Source organism: Salmonella sp. SAL04214 (assembly GCF_046550615.1).
Classification (GTDB): domain Bacteria; phylum Pseudomonadota; class Gammaproteobacteria; order Enterobacterales; family Enterobacteriaceae; genus Salmonella; species Salmonella enterica.
The window spans coordinates 107,344-124,839 of sequence record NZ_JBGDXT010000013.1 but is presented as its reverse complement, the minus strand read 5'-3'; the positions used below and the strand labels follow the sequence as shown (position 1 = coordinate 124,839).

Here is a 17,496-nt window from a genome sequence, read left to right as displayed (position 1 = left end):
CTATGGATACCTTACTCTTTGCAAGCCTGATGGGGTTGTATTACTGGTTTGCCCGTTTACGCCTCGGCTACACCTTCTCCGCGATGCTGTTACAACCGGTGGTGATCGCGGTATTTGTCGGGCTTTTGCTTGGCAATATGCAGACCGCGATGATCATCGGCGCAGGGATGCAGCTCGTTTATTTGGGCGTGACCTCAACGCCGGGCGGCAACGTGCCGTCGGACCCGGCGCTGGCGGCCTGTATCTCCATTCCTATCGCGGTGAAGGCCGGTATGGACCCAAACCTGGCGATCGCGCTGGCAATCCCGTTTGGCGTGATTGGCGTGTTTCTCGATCAGCTGAGGCGCACGCTGAACGCCGCCTGGGTGCATATGGCGGATAAACACGCGGAAACGGCAAACATGGCGGGCATCATGCGTTGCGCCTTTCTTTACCCGGCATTGCTGGGGCTGGTGCTGCGCTTCCCGGTGGTCTTTGCCGCTAACTACTTTGGCCAGGATGTGGTGGAAAGTTTCCTTAAACTGATGCCGCACTGGTTAACCCACTCCTTTGAAATCATGGGCGGCATTCTGCCGGCGCTGGGCTTTGCCATCACCATTATGGTGATCGGTAAAAAGAGCCTGCTGCCGTGGTTTATCGGCGGGTTCTTCGCGGTGTTGTACCTCAAGGTCGACATCATGGCGATGGCCATCTTCGGCACCTGTGTCGCCTTCCTGATTAAAGGCCTGGCGAAAAATGAAGGAGCAGCATGATGAGCAGTGACGTAATGCAGCATGAACTGGTTGAGCGCGCGCGGGAAAGCGGGGCGCTGACCAAAGCAGATATCACCAAAGCCTGGTTTATCTACTGGCTGGGCGCCGAGGTTTCCAGCTCCTATGAGCGCTTACAAAGCCTGATTTTCTGCGCCTCGATGACGCCGATCATCAAAAAACTCTACCCACAAAAAGAGGAGCAGGTAGAAGCGCTAAAACGCCACCTTAACTTCTTTAACTCCGAGCAGACCTTCGGCGCGGTGATTCAGGGCATCTCTATTGCCATGGAAGAACAAAAAACGCGCGGCGAGCCGATTAACGACTCGTCTATCACCGGCATTAAAACTGGCCTGATGGGGCCGCTTGCCGGGATGGGCGACTCGATTATCTGGGCGGCGGTGATGCCGCTGTTGATAGCGATCTTTATTCCGTTCGCAGCAAATGGCAGCGCGATGGGCGGTATTATTCCGCTGATTCTCTACCCGGCGATCACCCTGGCGATCAGCTACGGCATGGTCCACAAAGGATATACGCTGGGGCGTGATTCGATTATCGGCCTGCTGCAAGGGGGGCGAATCAAAGAACTGATCTACGGGGCCAACGTGCTGGGTTTGATCATGATGGGCGCGCTTTCCGCCAGCTACGTCAAAATCACCACGCCGTTAAAAATTAGCGCCTTGAAAGGATCTGAAGTGGTGGTTCAGCAGATCCTCGACTCTATCGCGCCGGGCTTACTGCCACTGGCGGCGGTATTCGCCATCTACTTCTATCTGGTAAAAAAAGGGCCGCGCTACACCACCATTTTGCTGTCGATTGTCGCACTGAGCATAGTCTGTTCGTTGTTGGGAGTGCTGTAAATCATGACGCCGAATATCTATCAACAACTGGGGTTGAAAAAGGTCATTAACGCCTGCGGCAAAATGACCATTCTGGGCGTCTCAAGCGTCGCGCCGGAGGTCATGCAGGCCACCGCGCGCGCGGCTTCCGCTTTCGTCGAGATTGATGCGCTGGTGGAAAAAACCGGCGAACTGGTATCGCGCTATACGGGTGCTGAAGATAGCTATATCACCTCGTGCGCCTCGGCGGGTATTGCCATTGCCGTCGCTGCCGCTATCACCCACGGCGATCGGGCGCGCGTCGCCCTGATGCCGGACAGTACCGGTATGGCCAATGAGGTAGTGATGCTGCGCGGGCATAATGTGGACTACGGCGCGCCAGTCACCAGCGCCATTCGTCTTGGCGGCGGGCGCATAGTGGAAGTGGGGTCGAGCAATCTGGCGGCCCGCTGGCAACTGGAAAGCGCCATTAACGAAAAGACCGCCGCGCTACTGTATGTGAAATCACACCATTGCGTACAGAAAGGCATGTTGAGCATTGACGATTTTGTACAGGTGGCGCAGGCCAACCACCTGCCGTTGATTGTCGATGCCGCGGCGGAAGAGGATTTGCGCGGCTGGGTGGCGAGCGGCGCGGATATGGTTATCTACAGCGGCGCGAAAGCCTTTAATGCGCCAACCTCCGGCTTTATCACCGGGAAGAAACAGTGGATTGCCGCGTGTAAAGCGCAGCACCAGGGGATTGCCAGGGCGATGAAAATCGGTAAGGAAAACATGGTTGGGCTGGTGTATGCGCTGGAGAATTACCACCAGGGCCAGACGACCGTGACCGCAGCACAGTTACAGCCGATCGCGGAAGCGATTTCCGCCATCCATGGGCTTTATGCCGATATCGAACAGGATGAGGCCGGGCGTGCAATCTGGCGTATTCGTGTGCGGGTGAACGCATCTGAATTGGGGCTGAATGCGCAGGACGTCGAAGCGCAGTTGCGCGGCGGCGAGATAGCGATTTACGCCCGCAAATATCAGCTTCATCAGGGGGTTTTTAGCCTCGATCCACGCACGGTAGCCGAAGGGGAAATGGCATTGATTGTGGCGCGACTCAGGGAGATTGCAGAACATGCAGCAGATTAATTTTTATCGTCAGCGGGTAGCGATTAACGTGCTGGCAAAGGATATCGCCAACGCGAAGGCTATCTATGAAGCCGCCGAAGGCCATGCGGTCATTGGCGTACTTTCCGCGCAGTTCGCTACGGTAGAAGAGGGCGTGCCGGAGGTGAAACGCTGGATGGCGGAGGTGCCGTCTATCTCAGTGGGTCTGGGCGCAGGCGACCCGGCGCAGTACTACAAAGCGGCGATGATTGCCGCCCATACTCACCCGGCCCACGTTAACCAGACCTTTACCGGCAGCGGCTTCGCAGCGGGCGCACTGGCGGCGACAGGCGGCGAGCAAACACATATTAACGCCCTGGTCAGCCCGACGGGAACGCCTGGCGAGGTGGTGATTTCTACCGGCGTCAGCAGCAGCCAGGGAACGCCAGCCCGCGTTTCCTGTGAAGCGGCGGTACGCATGATGCAGGATATGGGCGCACATGCGGCGAAGTTTTTCCCGATGGGCGGCGAAAAGTCGTTACCGGAACTCTATGCGCTGGCGACAACCGCCGCCCGCCACGGCATGACGCTCATCGAGCCGACCGGTGGTATCTCACCGGATAATTTCGGTATTATCCTGCAAACCTGCCTGGAAGCAGGCGTGCCGCGCGTCATGCCGCATGTTTACAGCTCGATTATCGATCCGCAAACCGGCAATACGCGCCCCGAAGACATCATTCGGTTGATGGAGATAGTCAAAGCGCTGGTGTGAGATTTATCGCCGAAGAGCTCTACGTTTACCTGGCCTACAGATGACGTGTATTTGTAGGCCCGGTTAGCGTTACGCTACCGGGCGATAATGCGTAGCAGGCTGGGCAAAAAATGTACGTATTGCAGCCGTCAGTGATTCCCTTTCGAGCCTCCTCGCAGGGTTAAATTTTCCTGAATGCTGTCTGTATTTTTGGCGAGTACAGTGGCGTCATCTTATTCCTCAGGTGACGGATCGCCATGAAAAAAAGCCCCACGTCCACGCCTCATGATGCGGTATTTAAAACGTTTTTACGCCATCCGGATACCGCGCGGGATTTTCTCAATATTCATCTTCCCCATTCGCTAAGAATACGTTGCGATCTGACGACGTTGAAACTGGCGCCGGACAGTTTTATCGAGAAAAATTTACGCGCGTTTTATTCCGATGTCCTTTGGTCACTAAAAACGTGTGAAGGCGACGGTTATATCTATGTCGTTATAGAGCATCAGAGTACGCCGGACGCGCATATGGCGTTCCGGTTAATGCGTTACGCGACTGCCGCGATGCAGCGCCATCTGGATGCTGGCCATAAAACGTTACCGCTGGTGATTCCCATGCTGTTTTACCATGGCGCGAAAAGCCCGTATCCCTTTTCGCTGTGCTGGCTGGATGAGTTTGACGATCCTGCACTGGCGCGTCAGCTTTATGCGACGGCATTTCCACTGGTAGACATTACGGTGGTGCCGGATAACGAGATTATGCAGCATCGACGTATCGCGATGCTGGAGCTGGTACAAAAGCATATACGTCAACGCGACTTGATGGGATTGGTCGAGCGCTTAGCGGTACTTCTGATTACGGGAAACGCTAATGACAGTCAGCTAAAAGCGCTGTTTAATTATTTGCTAATACAGCATGGCAGCACGCCTCGTTTTGGCAAGTTTATCCGCGAGGTGGCGCGTCGTGTTCCCCAACACAAGGAGAGATTAATGACGATCGTAGACAGAATACGTGAATCGGGGCGCAGAAAAGGTAAGCGTGAAGGCGTGCAACAAGGTATACATCAAGGTAAGCAGGAGGAAGCCTTGCGTATTGCGCATACGATGCTGGAACAGGGGATCGAGCGAGAGATGGTGCTGATGATTACCGGGCTTTCTGACGAAGAGATTAAGGCAAAGCGCCATTAAACTTTTCCCTCTTCCGCCCGGTCATCGTGATTATCAACGGCGTTAAGCGGCCCGCGCGCGTCGACGGGAATCGAGGGAGATCAGAATCACTGACGAGAGAATGAGCAGCGTGCCCAGCCAGTCCGGCAAGGTAAAACTAATCCCCAACAGCAGTAGCGACAGCAGGGCGCTGCTTAACGGTTCCGCGCAGCTTAAAATGCTGGCTTTGGGGCCACCAATCAGTTGCGCGCCTTTCAAATACAGGCTGAACGTCAGCGACGTACCGATCACCACAAGGTAGAAAAAGGCCAGAATCAGACTGCCGCTCACCGCAAAGTGCGTTCCTTCTTTAGCGTAGAAGGGCAGCAGAATAAGGCCGCCAAAGGACATACTCCAGCCGACCACTGGCAGCGTGCCGTATTGGGCGATTAGCCTGGAAGGCCAGGTCGTATAAAAGGCGGCGGCAAATGCGGAGGCGATACCCCAGAACAGCGCGCCTGAAGAGATCGACAGCGATGTTGGATTGCCGTGAGTCACCAGTAAAAAGGTGCCGATAAGCGATGTAAGAATGGCGGTTAAGACCAGAATGCCTGGTCGTGTTCTTCGCGCTAATGCAAACCACGCTACAATAATGGTCGGCGATAAAAATTGCAGCACTGTCGCGGTGGCGGCATTGGATTTTTCAATCGTGAGCAGGAAGGTTAGCTGAACGGTGAGCGCGCCCACCACGGAGAAAATCAGCAGACTCAGGGCATCTTTGCGGTTTTTAAGAATTGAAAATATCTTATCGCCGTGCATAAAGGAGAATGTCACCAGTATCAGCCCGGCGAATAACAAACGTATCATCGTCAGGAACTGTGACGACATACGGCTTTGCTCCATGATGTACTGCGCGCAAACGCCTGAACTCCCCCACAATACGGCGGCAATCAGGACGTTTAGCATCCCTTTTCTGGTGGAACCCATTTTTTCCTCGTCATGTTGTTTTATTTTTTTACGTGCAGGCATCATAACAGAGCTATCGTCGGTATTAAGCAGGAATTTATTGTTTAATGATTTCAGACGAGCCTGTTATTGACATAATATTGTCATTTTTTTGCCATAGGAAATATCAAACAAACTTAAACAAATCGTCACTATCCCCGCCTTTGCACTTTACAGAACATATTGACTGACTATAATAAGCGCAAATTCATGCAGGAGTAATATGTTGGACAGTCACTTTTACGTAAATCATCTGGCAAGTTAACGCACGCTATTCCTGCGCTGCTTGCCGAACCGGTGGGCAGCAATCTCCCCTTGTGACGATTGTCATCCCAATAATGTTACAACACGCGCATTGTCGCGAGGTAATCGTCATGTTCATGTTTAAACACGCTTTATTTCCTCCGCCGTCAACACGACGCTAATTGCCTCAGGGCAGAAATTTGTCGTGTGCTAAATATAGCACGTACTTATTCTTCCAGAAAAAATGGAGGAACGTATGTTAATGTTTCCTTATATTTTGAATTTACTGGCCGCTATGCTGTTGGGCGCGCTGATTGGCGCGGAAAGACAATGGCGTCAACGTATGGCGGGATTACGCACTAATGCGCTGGTGGCGACAGGCGCCGCCGTTTTTATTCTGAGCTCCATGACGACATCGCCAGACAGTCCCGGGAGAATTGCGGCGCAGATTGTCTCTGGTATTGGCTTTCTGGGGGCGGGCGTCATCATGCGCGAAGGGATGAATGTGCGCGGACTGAACACTGCGGCAACGCTATGGTGTTCGGCGGGCATCGGCGTGTTATGCGGCTTAGGGCAGTTCAAAAATGCGCTGGCGGCGACGATCATTATTCTTTGTGCCAATATTTTATTGCGTGAAGCGGCGCAGCGTATAAATCAACTCCCGGTATCCGCCGAGGGAGAAAAACGTTATATCCTGAAAGTAACCTGTAATAAAGAAGATGAGAGCGCGGTTCGTCAGTGGTTACTGAATATCGTAAAAGAGGCCGCGATCTGTTTACAAGGGTTAGGTTCGGTCCCCGCTCAGGAACAGGGCTATAAAGAAATTCGTGCCGAGCTCGTGGATCATGCTGATTATCGTAAAACGCGAGAACTGATTATATCCAGAATAGGTGATAACGATAATATCACCGCAATTCACTGGAGCATTGATAGTCAATAATAGTTTTTTATTCAATTTTAACATTACGCCAGGCGTATAAGGAGGGAATGATGGATATTCCCGAGTCGATAAAATAAAACCCACTCAAAATAGTGAGTAAGCAATAACTCTTTTTTATGCATAGATAATTCTCCCGGGCATTCACCTTCAAATCGTGAGTTTACTATTCCCTGGGCGTGATATGCAGGAAACACTACACCTTAATTTTGGGGATTCATCATGACTGACATGAACATTGAAAACCGGAAACTCAATCGCCCGGCGTCAGAAAATGATAAGCAGCATAAAAAAGTATTTCCGATCGAAGCGGAAGCTTTTCATAGCCCGGAGGAGACACTGGCGCGGCTGAACAGCCATCGTCAGGGCCTCACGACGGAGGAGGCCAGCGAACGGTTGAAAGTGTATGGGCGCAATGAAGTGGCGCATGAGCAAGTTCCTCCGGTGCTGGTTCAGCTTCTGCAGGCATTCAATAACCCGTTTATTTACGTTCTGATGGCACTGGCAGGGGTCAGTTTCATCACGGATTACTGGCTCCCGTTACGCCGTGGTGAAGAGACCGATCTCACCGGCGTGCTGATTATCCTGACGATGGTCAGTTTGAGCGGGTTATTGCGTTTCTGGCAGGAGTTTCGCACTAACAGAGCAGCACAGGCGCTGAAAAAGATGGTGCGCACCACCGCCACGGTGTTGCGTCGTGGGCCGGGCAATATAGGCGCGGTGCAGGAAGAGATTCCCATTGAAGAACTGGTGCCGGGCGATGTGGTTTTTCTGGCCGCAGGCGATCTGGTGCCCGCCGACGTCCGACTGCTGGCGTCGCGCGATCTCTTTATCAGTCAGTCAATTCTTAGTGGTGAATCATTACCCGTAGAAAAATACGATGTTATGGCTGATGTGGCAGGTAAAGACAGCGAGCAATTGCCTGACAAAGATAAAAGCCTGTTAGATTTGGGCAATATCTGTCTGATGGGAACCAATGTAACCAGCGGCAGAGCGCAAGCGGTCGTGGTTGCGACGGGAAGCCGTACCTGGTTCGGCTCGCTGGCGAAATCCATTGTGGGTACGCGTACCCAGACGGCTTTCGATCGCGGAGTCAACAGCGTGAGCTGGCTGTTGATACGCTTTATGCTGATCATGGTGCCGGTTGTCCTGCTGATTAATGGTTTCAGTAAGGGAGACTGGGTAGAGGCTTCGCTGTTCGCGCTGGCGGTTGCGGTGGGGTTGACGCCGGAAATGTTGCCCATGATTGTCAGTTCCAACCTGGCAAAAGGCGCGATTGCGATGTCGCGGCGCAAAGTGATCGTCAAGCGCCTGAACGCTATTCAAAACTTCGGCGCGATGGATGTGCTGTGTACAGATAAAACCGGCACCTTAACCCAGGACAATATTTTTCTGGAGCATCATCTGGATGTGAGCGGTGTAAAAAGCAGCCGGGTATTGATGCTGGCCTGGCTGAATAGTAGCAGCCAGAGCGGCGCCCGGAATGTGATGGATCGCGCCATACTGCGTTTTGGCGAGGATCGAATCGCACCATCGACAAAAGCGCGCTTCATTAAACGCGATGAACTGCCATTCGACTTTGTACGTCGCCGGGTATCGGTCCTGGTGGAGGATGCGCAGCATGGAGACAGATGCCTGATCTGTAAAGGCGCAGTTGAAGAGATGATGATGGTAGCCACTCATCTTCGCGAAGGCGATCGTGTGGTGGCGCTGACGGAAACACGCCGCGAGCTGCTGCTGGCGAAAACCGAAGATTACAATGCGCAGGGATTCCGTGTATTGCTGATAGCGACACGTAAGCTGGATGGCTCCGGGAACAATCCGACATTAAGTGTGGAGGATGAGACCGAACTTACCATCGAAGGGATGCTCACTTTTCTCGATCCGCCGAAAGAGAGCGCCGGTAAAGCGATTGCCGCGTTGCGGGATAACGGCGTGGCGGTCAAAGTCCTCACCGGCGATAATCCGGTCGTGACGGCGCGTATCTGTCTGGAAGTGGGTATTGATACGCACGATATCCTGACCGGAACCCAGGTTGAGGCGATGTCAGATGCCGAACTAGGGTCTGAAGTGGAGAAACGCGCAGTATTCGCCCGGCTGACGCCGTTACAAAAAACGCGTATTTTGCAAGCGCTACAGAAAAATGGTCATACCGTTGGTTTTCTTGGAGATGGGATCAACGACGCGCCCGCGCTTCGTGATGCGGATGTGGGGATTTCCGTCGATAGCGCCGCCGATATTGCTAAAGAGTCATCAGATATTATTCTGCTGGAAAAAGATCTCATGGTGCTTGAGGAAGGCGTTATCAAAGGGCGGGAAACCTTTGGCAATATCATTAAATATCTGAATATGACCGCCAGCTCTAATTTCGGCAATGTTTTTTCGGTACTGGTAGCCAGCGCGTTTATTCCGTTTCTGCCGATGCTGGCGATTCATCTGTTGATCCAGAATTTGATGTACGATATTTCGCAGTTGTCGTTGCCGTGGGACAAAATGGATAAAGAGTTCCTGCGTAAGCCGCGGAAATGGGACGCGAAAAATATTGGTCGTTTTATGCTATGGATTGGCCCAACGTCTTCTATTTTCGATATCACAACCTTTGCGCTGATGTGGTACGTTTTTGCGGCTAATAACGTAGAGGCGCAGGCGCTCTTTCAGTCCGGCTGGTTTATTGAGGGGCTGCTCTCGCAGACACTGGTCGTGCATATGCTAAGGACGCAGAAAATACCGTTTATCCAAAGTCGGGCGACGTTGCCGGTATTATTGACGACCGGCTTGATTATGGCGATAGGCATTTATATTCCATTCTCACCTCTGGGCGCGATGGTTGGACTGGAGCCGCTGCCGCTGAGCTACTTCCCGTGGTTGGTGGCGACATTATTGAGCTACTGTCTGGTGGCGCAAGGCATGAAACGCTTTTATATCAAACGCTTTGGCCAGTGGTTTTAATAATGTTTGAGGATCGCCCAGATGAATCGCTCACCCGATAAAATCATCGCGCTGATATTTTTACTGATTAGCCTGTTGGTGTTGTGTTTAGCCCTCTGGCAAATCGTTTTCTAACGAGGTGACGCCATGCAAAAAAGAGGGTTGGACAAAATTTTTTATCAGGTTGTCCTGATAGCAATCATCCTGATTTTACTGACTATCTGGATACGATAAGCTGCCGTTGGCGAGCCCCGCTTAAAATAAGAATCGATGTAGTTGTTCTTTTTATGGCGGGGCGCTATTTTCATGGTATCCCACATCAGAAGGGCAATATCATGAATAATCGTCGTGGTTTAACCGCCGTCCTGGCGACGTTGATTACGTTTTCCCTGAGCGCTACGCCTGTGCTGGCGAATCCGGGAAATGGCAATGGCGGCGGACATGGTAATAACGCGGCTAATCAGGGTAATAACGGTAACGGACATAAAGGAAATGCCGGGCAAAAAACGGAACACCGTAAAAATGGCGGTAAACCGGATCACGTCGAGTCGGACATTAGCTATGCTGTCGCCAGGCAACTGGCAGTGAATTTAGGGCTGACGGGTTATCAGTCTTTACCTCCGGGGATTGCGAAAAATCTGGCGAGAGGAAAACCGCTGCCGCCGGGAATCGCTAAAAAAACGGTGCCGGCGTCTATGCTGGGACAATTACCTTATTATCCGGGCTATGAGTGGAAAATCATTGGGGATAATCTGGTGCTGATCGCGCTCAGTACCGCGGTGGTCACGGCGATTATTAATGGCGTATTTGATTAAGAGCCTATCCCACCAGGCGTTATTGGCGCAGCCAGTTTGGACACGGACAGCGCGCAAAAACCGGAGCGTACACGTAGTACGTGAGGATTTTCTGCCCAGGACCAAAATGGCAAGTAAAATAGCCCCATTAAATGGGGCTATTTAGCCGCTTCAGGGCGTTATTTATGCGCGCTGAGAATCCAGCAGTTCATTATTTTTTACTACTTCCTGCGCTTTGGTATAACTTTCAATCAGTAGCTGATAGGCCGGGAATATTTTGGTATATACATCCGCCCATTCTGCGGCATCTTCCCGATTCCAGGTACGTTGCAGCTCAGAGGCTACCGCCGCGGTATCCATTGGTACTACGCCCGCCTGCACCACGCGGGCCATCGTAATTTCCTGCGCCATTTTACTGTACGTACCGGAGGCATCAATTACCGCAAATACCTTGTAACCTTCCGCGACGGCGCTGATGGCTGGAAAAGCCATGCAGACACTGGTAATAGTACCGGCGATGATCAGCGTTTTACGGCCTGTCGCTTTTACCGCTTGTACAAAATCGGCATTATCCCAGGCATTAATTTCCCCTTTACGCGCGACATATTGCGCGTGGGGCGCATTCGCATGGATTTCCGGAATCAGCGGACCATTCGGTCCCTGTGGTACGGATGCGGTAGTAATGACCGGCATATTGCATAAGGTAGCGATCTTAGCCAGCGCCGCGGCGCGCGCGCGTAATTCCGGCATCGGCATGTCGCCGACGGTCTGAAACAGGCCACTTTGGTGGTCAATCAGCAGCATTACTGCGTCGTTAGCATCAATGGCAGGGCGTTGACCGTTAAAATTCGCGGGTGTAGACATAATTCATTCCTTGTTGTTGCCTTTCACTGATAATCACTATCAGTGTTAAAGTCATTAATCGCCGGGGCGATTTCCGTTTTTAAGCTGATGACAGTAATCCGTTGCCGATCCTGGATTACCCTGTTGAGTTCTTTCTGAAGGAATATTCATCGGCATCACCTTCAGTCGATTTACTTTCACGCGAATCTGTTATCACAACAATATTCATATTATGAATAAATGTTTCTATTTTACATGTCAGAGAGGATTATTGATTGAAAAAACAGGCTATATCTCTACAAATTGTTTCTTATAGATAGTTTTAAAATTATTTGGTATAAATTTGAAATATGTGGGTTAAGGATTAACTTATTTATATTTAAATAACATAAAGCACAGCTTAAATATTAAGTGGGAAGCGTGCTTTTATTAAGTATGGCTACTGTAACTCTTAATAAATTGGAAACTATCCCTATATAACGAGTGCTGCTTTTTGGGATATTACAAGCCATTATAGGAACACATTGAATAAAACCTTGTCTTTCATGTGGGGTAGATTATCAGGATATTTTTTCTCATGATTTATATATGAGATATTAAAGCGTAGTGGCACAGTAAATTTGGCCACTTGATTAAAGGTGATATTCTCACCTCAATACAAAACAGGAGGCTTAACGAACAAGAAAACCAAACGTACTTTCACCCCTGAGTCTGCTATAATGAGAAAAGCGGTGTCTACGCTTACCTGTTAATGTTTTATGCCTCTCGCTCTTCTATATGATCGGTATGTGCAGGGGACAATCCATGTCCTGCTGCGCAGCCACAGCATCAGACTATACTCAGTGGTGTCTATTAACCCTCTCCAACTACGTTATGTTTTGGCATGGTAACAATGCGATGTTATGGATAATTAACGATAATATTGAATTTAATCCAGAAATGAATCGCCTGGCGTCATTATCGAGGCCAGATCTCAACATTATTCTGACAACGCCCGCCAGCCGCTGCTTGCGCCTTCTGCTGGAAAACGCCCCCTCCGTCGTCTCACAACAAACATTCTTTCAAAAAGTGTGGGAAGAAGACGGCATGGTGGTGTCGGCAAATACGCTTTATCAGAATATCTCCATTATTCGCCGCGGATTACGTACCGTTGGCGAAAATGAAGATACGCTGATAATCACGGTTCCGCGTAGAGGCTTTCAGATTGAGCCAGGTGTGAGCCTCATGACCATCCGCAAAGACTTCGCTCAGGCAATAGAAAAAAAGGGTGAGACGCCACCGCGTATGTCAGGGCGTTGGTTTAAACATTATGTACCTGTACTTTGGATGACCGGGACATTTGCTGTTGGTATTTTGCTTGGCACTATAAGCTGGCAAACCGTTCCCGATAAGGATTTTTACGATCGCTACACGCTGGTTGAAACAACTCAGGGCTGTCATTTTTTCTCGCGAAATGAAGATATCGAAAGCGGCAGCCGCTTTGCAAGCTATAAGTCAATGATTCTAAAAACCGGTATGGATTGTCAGAAATACCCATGGGTCTATTTCCCTTCCAGCAGTCGCACCCCAGCGGTTACGGCATTGATTTGTCAGCAACCTTATAAAACGCGCGGTGATACAGGCTGCGTGACGCTTTTTTTCCGCGGGGTGACACATGGGTAAAAAGGCACTGATGTTAGCCTGCCTGACGTTACTGTTTCTGGGAGTAGGGCTTGGACATCTTTTTCATTTGTATACGGAAAAGAACCGGGATCCAGAGAAATGTACGGCGCCTGTGATTGTGTTTTATAACAACACTCAGGCTAACCTGACGCTGGATTTTATGTATTCGCTGAAAAAACGCACTGGGGTGGTTTCCATCAGCGGAACGTATTACGTCGATAATAAAATGAGCGGCGTGATCCGCCGTGATGTTTCCTATGTATGGAGTGAAAATAAAGACAGCACCCATTTTATATCGACGGATATCAACAAAGTCACGCGTGACGAAACACTGTCCGATGCGGTTATCGAGACGGTTTTACCCGATTTTTATGTCTATCCAGGGAAAAGTATCAGTTACACCATCCTGACTCAGGGCCATCGTGGCTTTATGTTCACCATCGGGAAACGCCCGATATTTTTCTGTACACATTAAGCTGTTTTGGGAGCCGTTCATGGAACGTATCAGCCAAATGAAAGCGCTTCCGGGTAAAAGCCGCTGAAGATCAGCGGCTCTGTTGTTACCTGAATCAAAAACTGTATTTAACCCCCAGTAGGCCTTGGGTATTACTATAGCCCTGGTCACCTACCTGCTGCGCCACGTTACCCCATACGTTCAGGCGCGGGGTAATTTGCCCTTCAATACCCACTTTCAGTTCACCAATATTTTTTGTACCACGCATATCGCTGCTGACATCGTCCATCTTCACGCTGGCAGGCTGCGTATTATGGATCCAGTTCGCCTCCACGAACGGCTGGAACTCTCGAGATTTATCGTTATCAATAGCGTTGTGGCCGTTAATATAGGCTTTTAAGCCCATGCGGGTTAGCAGATTACCGGCGGTATCATCCTTGACGAGGGTACCATTGGCTTCGCGATTGTCGTCAGCCTGCACGCCCATCCATACCACCTGCGCTTTGGGCTGCAACCAGTAGCTTTGATGCGCGCTTTCACCTAACCTGAAGCTGTAACCGGCTTCAACCGAGGCGGTAATTCCTTTGGATTTATATTTCTCAGCGGCCTGATCCTGACCCATGACCTTGTTATCAAACCAGTTGTACAGCATCCAGGTATCCACATAAGCCCCAGACCGATCGATATTGTTAGCATACCAGGTGCCGTAAAGGCCGACGCTGTAACCGGTGACTTGACCACGGGAATGATAGTCACTCACGGAAGACTGCGTGCGGTTCTGGCTGTTGGCATAACCTGCCATTGCACCAATATGCCAACGGTCAAGACCGTCAGTGCTCCACTGTGCCAGATCGCCTCCCAGTTGTAACACATAGCTGTTGATGCGGGTTTTTAGCTGCCCGCTGCCATCGTTGAAGCGAGTATGGGCGCCGACGTTACGCATCCACAGGCTGGTGACCTTCTTCTCACCCGTCAGCATGTCGGTGTACTGGGTTTCACCCAGACGGTCATGGAGACGCGTCATGAACAGCGTATTTGCCGCATAGTTGTTGGCAAGATAGCTGCCCACTTCCGGACGGAACTGATGTTCTGTTATCGGCGGTGTGTCAGATTGCCCTATGTCAGGAATGACCGGATCAGGGATGACCGGGTCTACTGGCTCAGGGTCTACAGGATCAGGGTCCACCGGATCGGGAATAACAGGGTCAGGGATAACCGGGTCTACAGGATCAGGGTCTACCGGATCGGGAATGACAGGGTCCACCGGATCGGGAATAATTGGTTCGTCCGGCTCAATGTAGCTGGTCAGATACCAGTTTTTACCTTTCTGCACCACGTTGTAGTCATAGGCTCCGGCAACAATACGGCTTGCTTTTTCGAAAGTACCGTTGGAATTGCCAGCAACGTTTACAATTTCAATACCTTCAATGGTTTGAGCCCCGGCTCCTCCAATATTATTTACTGCAACAAATGTGTTGCCTGAAGTATTGCCGAGAACCTGCAGCCTGTCCGTTTCGGAATCATCATCGTTGAGCACAGTATTAAAGACCAGCTTACCGCCGTTGCCTACATAATCTTCATTGATGGTGAGCGTTTGCCATGGCTCGCCATCTTCATGGCTGAAGTTAATGGTTGCGCCACTATTCAGCGTCAGGTCAGTGAGCGTTGAGCTGCTGGTCATATTCCAGGTCGCATCGCTCATTTGTACAGAGATAACGCCTGTGCCCGCCGTAGCGCTGGTGATGTACGACGCCCCGTCCCATCGCGAGTTGTCCGTCATATTGAGTTTAATCGTACTGTTCTGCTGCGGTAGCGTACCGCTGGCAGCGGTGGCGCCAGCAGCACGAATATCACCGTCGATGACGAAACGACCTCCTGAAGAACCGTCAACAATGCCGCCAGTCTCCGTGCTGATGGCGTAACTTTCGCTACTGTTATCGCCCGCCATAGTAATAGCCGCACCGCCTGCCAGATTAATGGCGCCTCGGGAGAGGGCGTATAAACCGGCAGGGGCTTTACTATAGGATGCAGCCTTACTGGCGCTGTTAACGCTAATAGTGGCATTCTCTCCCAAATTAACGGTAGCGTTAGTTGCATATACCGCGTGTGCGCTGGCACCGTTCACCGTAATAGTAGCGTTGTTGCCAAGCTCGGTTCTGGAGGATGATGCTGCGTAAATCCCCGTTGAGGATGCGCCGGAGGTTTCGATGGTTGCATCGTCACCCAGACGAATCAACGAACCGCTTTGTCCGGTACGCAGCCCCTCCGAACTGTCGCCGGTAGTAACAATATGTGCACGATTGCCGACGACAATCGTATTTTTGGCACGTGACGCATCCCGCATGGCGTTAGCTGTAATTCCACGTCCCTGGCTACCTGTTGTTTTGATATACAGATCGTCGCCGACGTAAATATTGGCCGATCCGGTCCAACCCTGGCCCAGTGAGTTATATCCGGCGTTAATACCGTCACCATCCTGACCATCCACGTAGATGCGGGTGCGGTCACCGGTAATAATAAACACCGGGTTATCCGGAGTATTTGCGCCGTGAGTACGGATGCCATCGACGTCTCTACCATTATTCGCGGCATTCGCCGACTGCGTCCGAATGGTCAGGTCGTTGCCAAAAATCACGCCCGGACTTCCCGTCCCGCTGTTCTGAATAACCGTGACAGTGTGTTCAAACGCCTCCGCGCCCGGCCCATTAAGCGTGAGGCCATTGCCATAAACCGGGATAGTGCCGGTGTTCCACTGATAAACGTAGTTGGGCATGGTACCGACTTTGGTGAAACCGGTACTGGCCTGAGCGGGAATAATAGCCTGTAATTCCGGCGGCAACTGGCTGACCAGCCCACTGGATGGCAGACTATCAACGTCGACCCAGGCCGCCTGGGAGGGAAATACCATAGAGGCTAACGCTGCTGATACCGCTATGGCGATGAATGAGTAATTTTGGGGAGTTGGCATTCTGCCTCCTGCATTATGGCGTAAAGCGTCTTCCACATCGCAATAATATGGAAATAATAAAAATGGAAACGGATCTATAAAATATTTGATATTATTTTATGAATGCTATGCCCTAGCTTATTTTCAAGCCGCAGCTTATGCACATAAAGTTTCTTAATATCAATATTGTCAATATTTACAATCTGCTGAATACTTATTCCTGATACAAAGCGCTTCAGTAATATAAATTCCGTATAGTTAAGCGTTCGTCCACGTTTACTGTTGGCAAGCCGACCGGTAAACAAGCGGTGCATCTTTTGCTGTTGCACAATATCATCGTCATCGGAATAAATAATTCCTTGTATTTTATTGCTTTTCAAAATCCAGTAATTGGCCAGCGGAGTTAAACTTCTGTCAGAAATCAGGACAATATGCATACCACTGTTTGCCAGACTGTCAGCCCATTGTAAATCGGTAAATCGTCGAAGATTCGGGAAAGAAAAATCAACAAAGATAAAACCGCTGGATAAATGGTTGTGTCTATCAAGCAATAACTTTTCAATAAACCCTTTTTTCAGGAAAGCATTACCATCTGGCCAGATGGAAAATGCCGCATTATGACAGTATTGCACCCGTACTGCGCTGTCAGGGAATAATTGACAGGATAAATCGCAACTAATGCAATGGACAATTTGTGAAGGCTTTCTCATCATCCTGAACGACTCCTGTCGATGTTTCTATTAATATTTCATTGGTAAATAAATGTGTCAATCCAGATAATATACCGTGCTACGGCTGTCAAAAGTCGCGAAATATTGTCAGTGTCATAAACTCCTGGAAAGACCTAAAATACAGCTTTAAAAAACCATGACAGATCCGACAGTCGTAATACATCATTTCGGATTTGTATTTCACCCATTGGGATTTTTATACATAATCTCCAATATCAGAAAAAATCTTAAAACAGCACTATTTGCTAAATCATGAGGGTGATAAATAACGGTTCTCAATACCATCTGTCTGCTGTCCTCGTCACTATCGGGGTGATGTGATGAAATATAAAAGTAATTCCTGTAAACCTGTAATGAATTCTTATTATTAAAACCT

Annotated in this window: 16 protein-coding genes; 12 read left to right on the top strand and 4 right to left on the bottom strand. The window is 50.3% G+C overall.

Annotated features, from left to right (window positions below; genetic code table 11):
- Window positions 1-2 precede the first annotated feature (2 nt).
- The 5 genes from ACLJQD_RS19795 (at window position 3) to ACLJQD_RS19775 (ending at window position 4,618) form a co-directional block, all read left to right on the top strand.
- A complete protein-coding gene (locus ACLJQD_RS19795; RefSeq protein WP_000380259.1) occupies window positions 3-752 on the top strand; it encodes a PTS mannose/fructose/sorbose/N-acetylgalactosamine transporter subunit IIC in 750 nt (249 codons plus the stop codon).
- On the top strand, window positions 749-1,609 hold the full coding sequence (locus tag ACLJQD_RS19790) for a PTS system mannose/fructose/sorbose family transporter subunit IID (RefSeq protein WP_001526325.1): 861 nt from the start codon (window positions 749-751) through the stop codon (window positions 1,607-1,609). Before ACLJQD_RS19795 ends, ACLJQD_RS19790 begins: the two co-directional genes overlap by 4 nt.
- A 3-nt stretch (window positions 1,610-1,612) precedes the next feature.
- Window positions 1,613-2,722 carry a D-glucosaminate-6-phosphate ammonia lyase gene (gene dgaE, locus ACLJQD_RS19785; RefSeq protein ID WP_017442031.1) on the top strand — a complete coding sequence of 370 codons (1,110 nt, stop codon included), beginning with the start codon at window positions 1,613-1,615 and terminating at the stop codon, window positions 2,720-2,722.
- Window positions 2,709-3,452, top strand: a complete 744-nt coding sequence (dagF, locus tag ACLJQD_RS19780) for a 2-dehydro-3-deoxy-phosphogluconate aldolase (RefSeq protein WP_017442030.1) — start codon at window positions 2,709-2,711, stop codon at window positions 3,450-3,452. The genes dgaE and dagF overlap by 14 nt, the downstream gene beginning before the upstream one ends.
- A gap of 236 nt (window positions 3,453-3,688) precedes the next feature.
- Window positions 3,689-4,618, top strand: coding sequence for an Rpn family recombination-promoting nuclease/putative transposase (locus tag ACLJQD_RS19775; protein WP_000749536.1), 930 nt, complete (start codon window positions 3,689-3,691; stop codon window positions 4,616-4,618).
- Window positions 4,619-4,660: 42 nt separating this feature from the next.
- Here the strand turns inward: ACLJQD_RS19775 and ACLJQD_RS19770 are convergent, their stop codons facing one another.
- Window positions 4,661-5,563, bottom strand: a complete 903-nt coding sequence (locus ACLJQD_RS19770) for an EamA family transporter (protein WP_000535970.1) — start codon at window positions 5,561-5,563, stop codon at window positions 4,661-4,663.
- A 505-nt stretch (window positions 5,564-6,068) separates the two neighbouring features.
- On the opposite strand from ACLJQD_RS19770, the gene ACLJQD_RS19765 reads away from it, so the two are divergent.
- The 5 genes from ACLJQD_RS19765 (at window position 6,069) to cigR (ending at window position 10,504) form a co-directional block, all read left to right on the top strand.
- Window positions 6,069-6,764, top strand: a complete 696-nt coding sequence (locus tag ACLJQD_RS19765; RefSeq protein ID WP_000392698.1) for an MgtC family protein — start codon at window positions 6,069-6,071, stop codon at window positions 6,762-6,764.
- Window positions 6,765-6,983: 219 nt separating this feature from the next.
- Window positions 6,984-9,710: a magnesium-translocating P-type ATPase gene (mgtA, locus tag ACLJQD_RS19760; protein WP_017442029.1), complete on the top strand. Its 2,727-nt coding sequence runs from the start codon at window positions 6,984-6,986 to the stop codon at window positions 9,708-9,710.
- Window positions 9,711-9,731: 21 nt separating this feature from the next.
- Entirely contained in the window at window positions 9,732-9,824 is a 93-nt protein-coding gene (gene mgtR / locus ACLJQD_RS19755) for a protein MgtR (RefSeq protein WP_001082117.1), read from the top strand.
- A 12-nt stretch (window positions 9,825-9,836) separates the two neighbouring features.
- Window positions 9,837-9,923 (top strand): magnesium transporter protection protein MgtU, encoded by an 87-nt coding sequence (mgtU, locus tag ACLJQD_RS19750; protein ID WP_252515021.1) that lies wholly within the window; start codon window positions 9,837-9,839, stop codon window positions 9,921-9,923.
- Between the two features lie 101 nt (window positions 9,924-10,024).
- Window positions 10,025-10,504 carry an anti-virulence regulatory inner membrane protein CigR gene (gene cigR, locus ACLJQD_RS19745; RefSeq protein WP_001065322.1) on the top strand — a complete coding sequence of 160 codons (480 nt, stop codon included), beginning with the start codon at window positions 10,025-10,027 and terminating at the stop codon, window positions 10,502-10,504.
- 162 nt (window positions 10,505-10,666) lie between these two features.
- Here cigR and ACLJQD_RS19740 read toward each other — a convergent pair whose 3' ends face one another.
- Window positions 10,667-11,347, bottom strand: a complete 681-nt coding sequence (locus tag ACLJQD_RS19740) for an isochorismatase family protein (RefSeq protein ID WP_000106461.1) — start codon at window positions 11,345-11,347, stop codon at window positions 10,667-10,669.
- Window positions 11,348-12,130: 783 nt separating this feature from the next.
- Here ACLJQD_RS19740 and ACLJQD_RS19735 point away from each other — a divergent pair.
- Both ACLJQD_RS19735 and ACLJQD_RS19730 read left to right on the top strand, forming a co-directional pair.
- Window positions 12,131-12,988 (top strand): transcriptional regulator, encoded by an 858-nt coding sequence (locus ACLJQD_RS19735; RefSeq protein ID WP_017442028.1) that lies wholly within the window; start codon window positions 12,131-12,133, stop codon window positions 12,986-12,988.
- 10 nt (window positions 12,989-12,998) lie between these two features.
- Window positions 12,999-13,463, top strand: coding sequence for a hypothetical protein (locus tag ACLJQD_RS19730; RefSeq protein ID WP_001521985.1), 465 nt, complete (start codon window positions 12,999-13,001; stop codon window positions 13,461-13,463).
- Window positions 13,464-13,557: 94 nt separating this feature from the next.
- Here the strand turns inward: ACLJQD_RS19730 and misL are convergent, their stop codons facing one another.
- Window positions 13,558-16,410, bottom strand: a complete 2,853-nt coding sequence (gene misL / locus ACLJQD_RS19725; protein ID WP_017442027.1) for an intestinal colonization autotransporter adhesin MisL — start codon at window positions 16,408-16,410, stop codon at window positions 13,558-13,560.
- 74 nt (window positions 16,411-16,484) lie between these two features.
- Window positions 16,485-17,102, bottom strand: a complete 618-nt coding sequence (locus tag ACLJQD_RS19720) for a helix-turn-helix transcriptional regulator (protein WP_000984812.1) — start codon at window positions 17,100-17,102, stop codon at window positions 16,485-16,487.
- Window positions 17,103-17,496 lie beyond the last annotated feature (394 nt).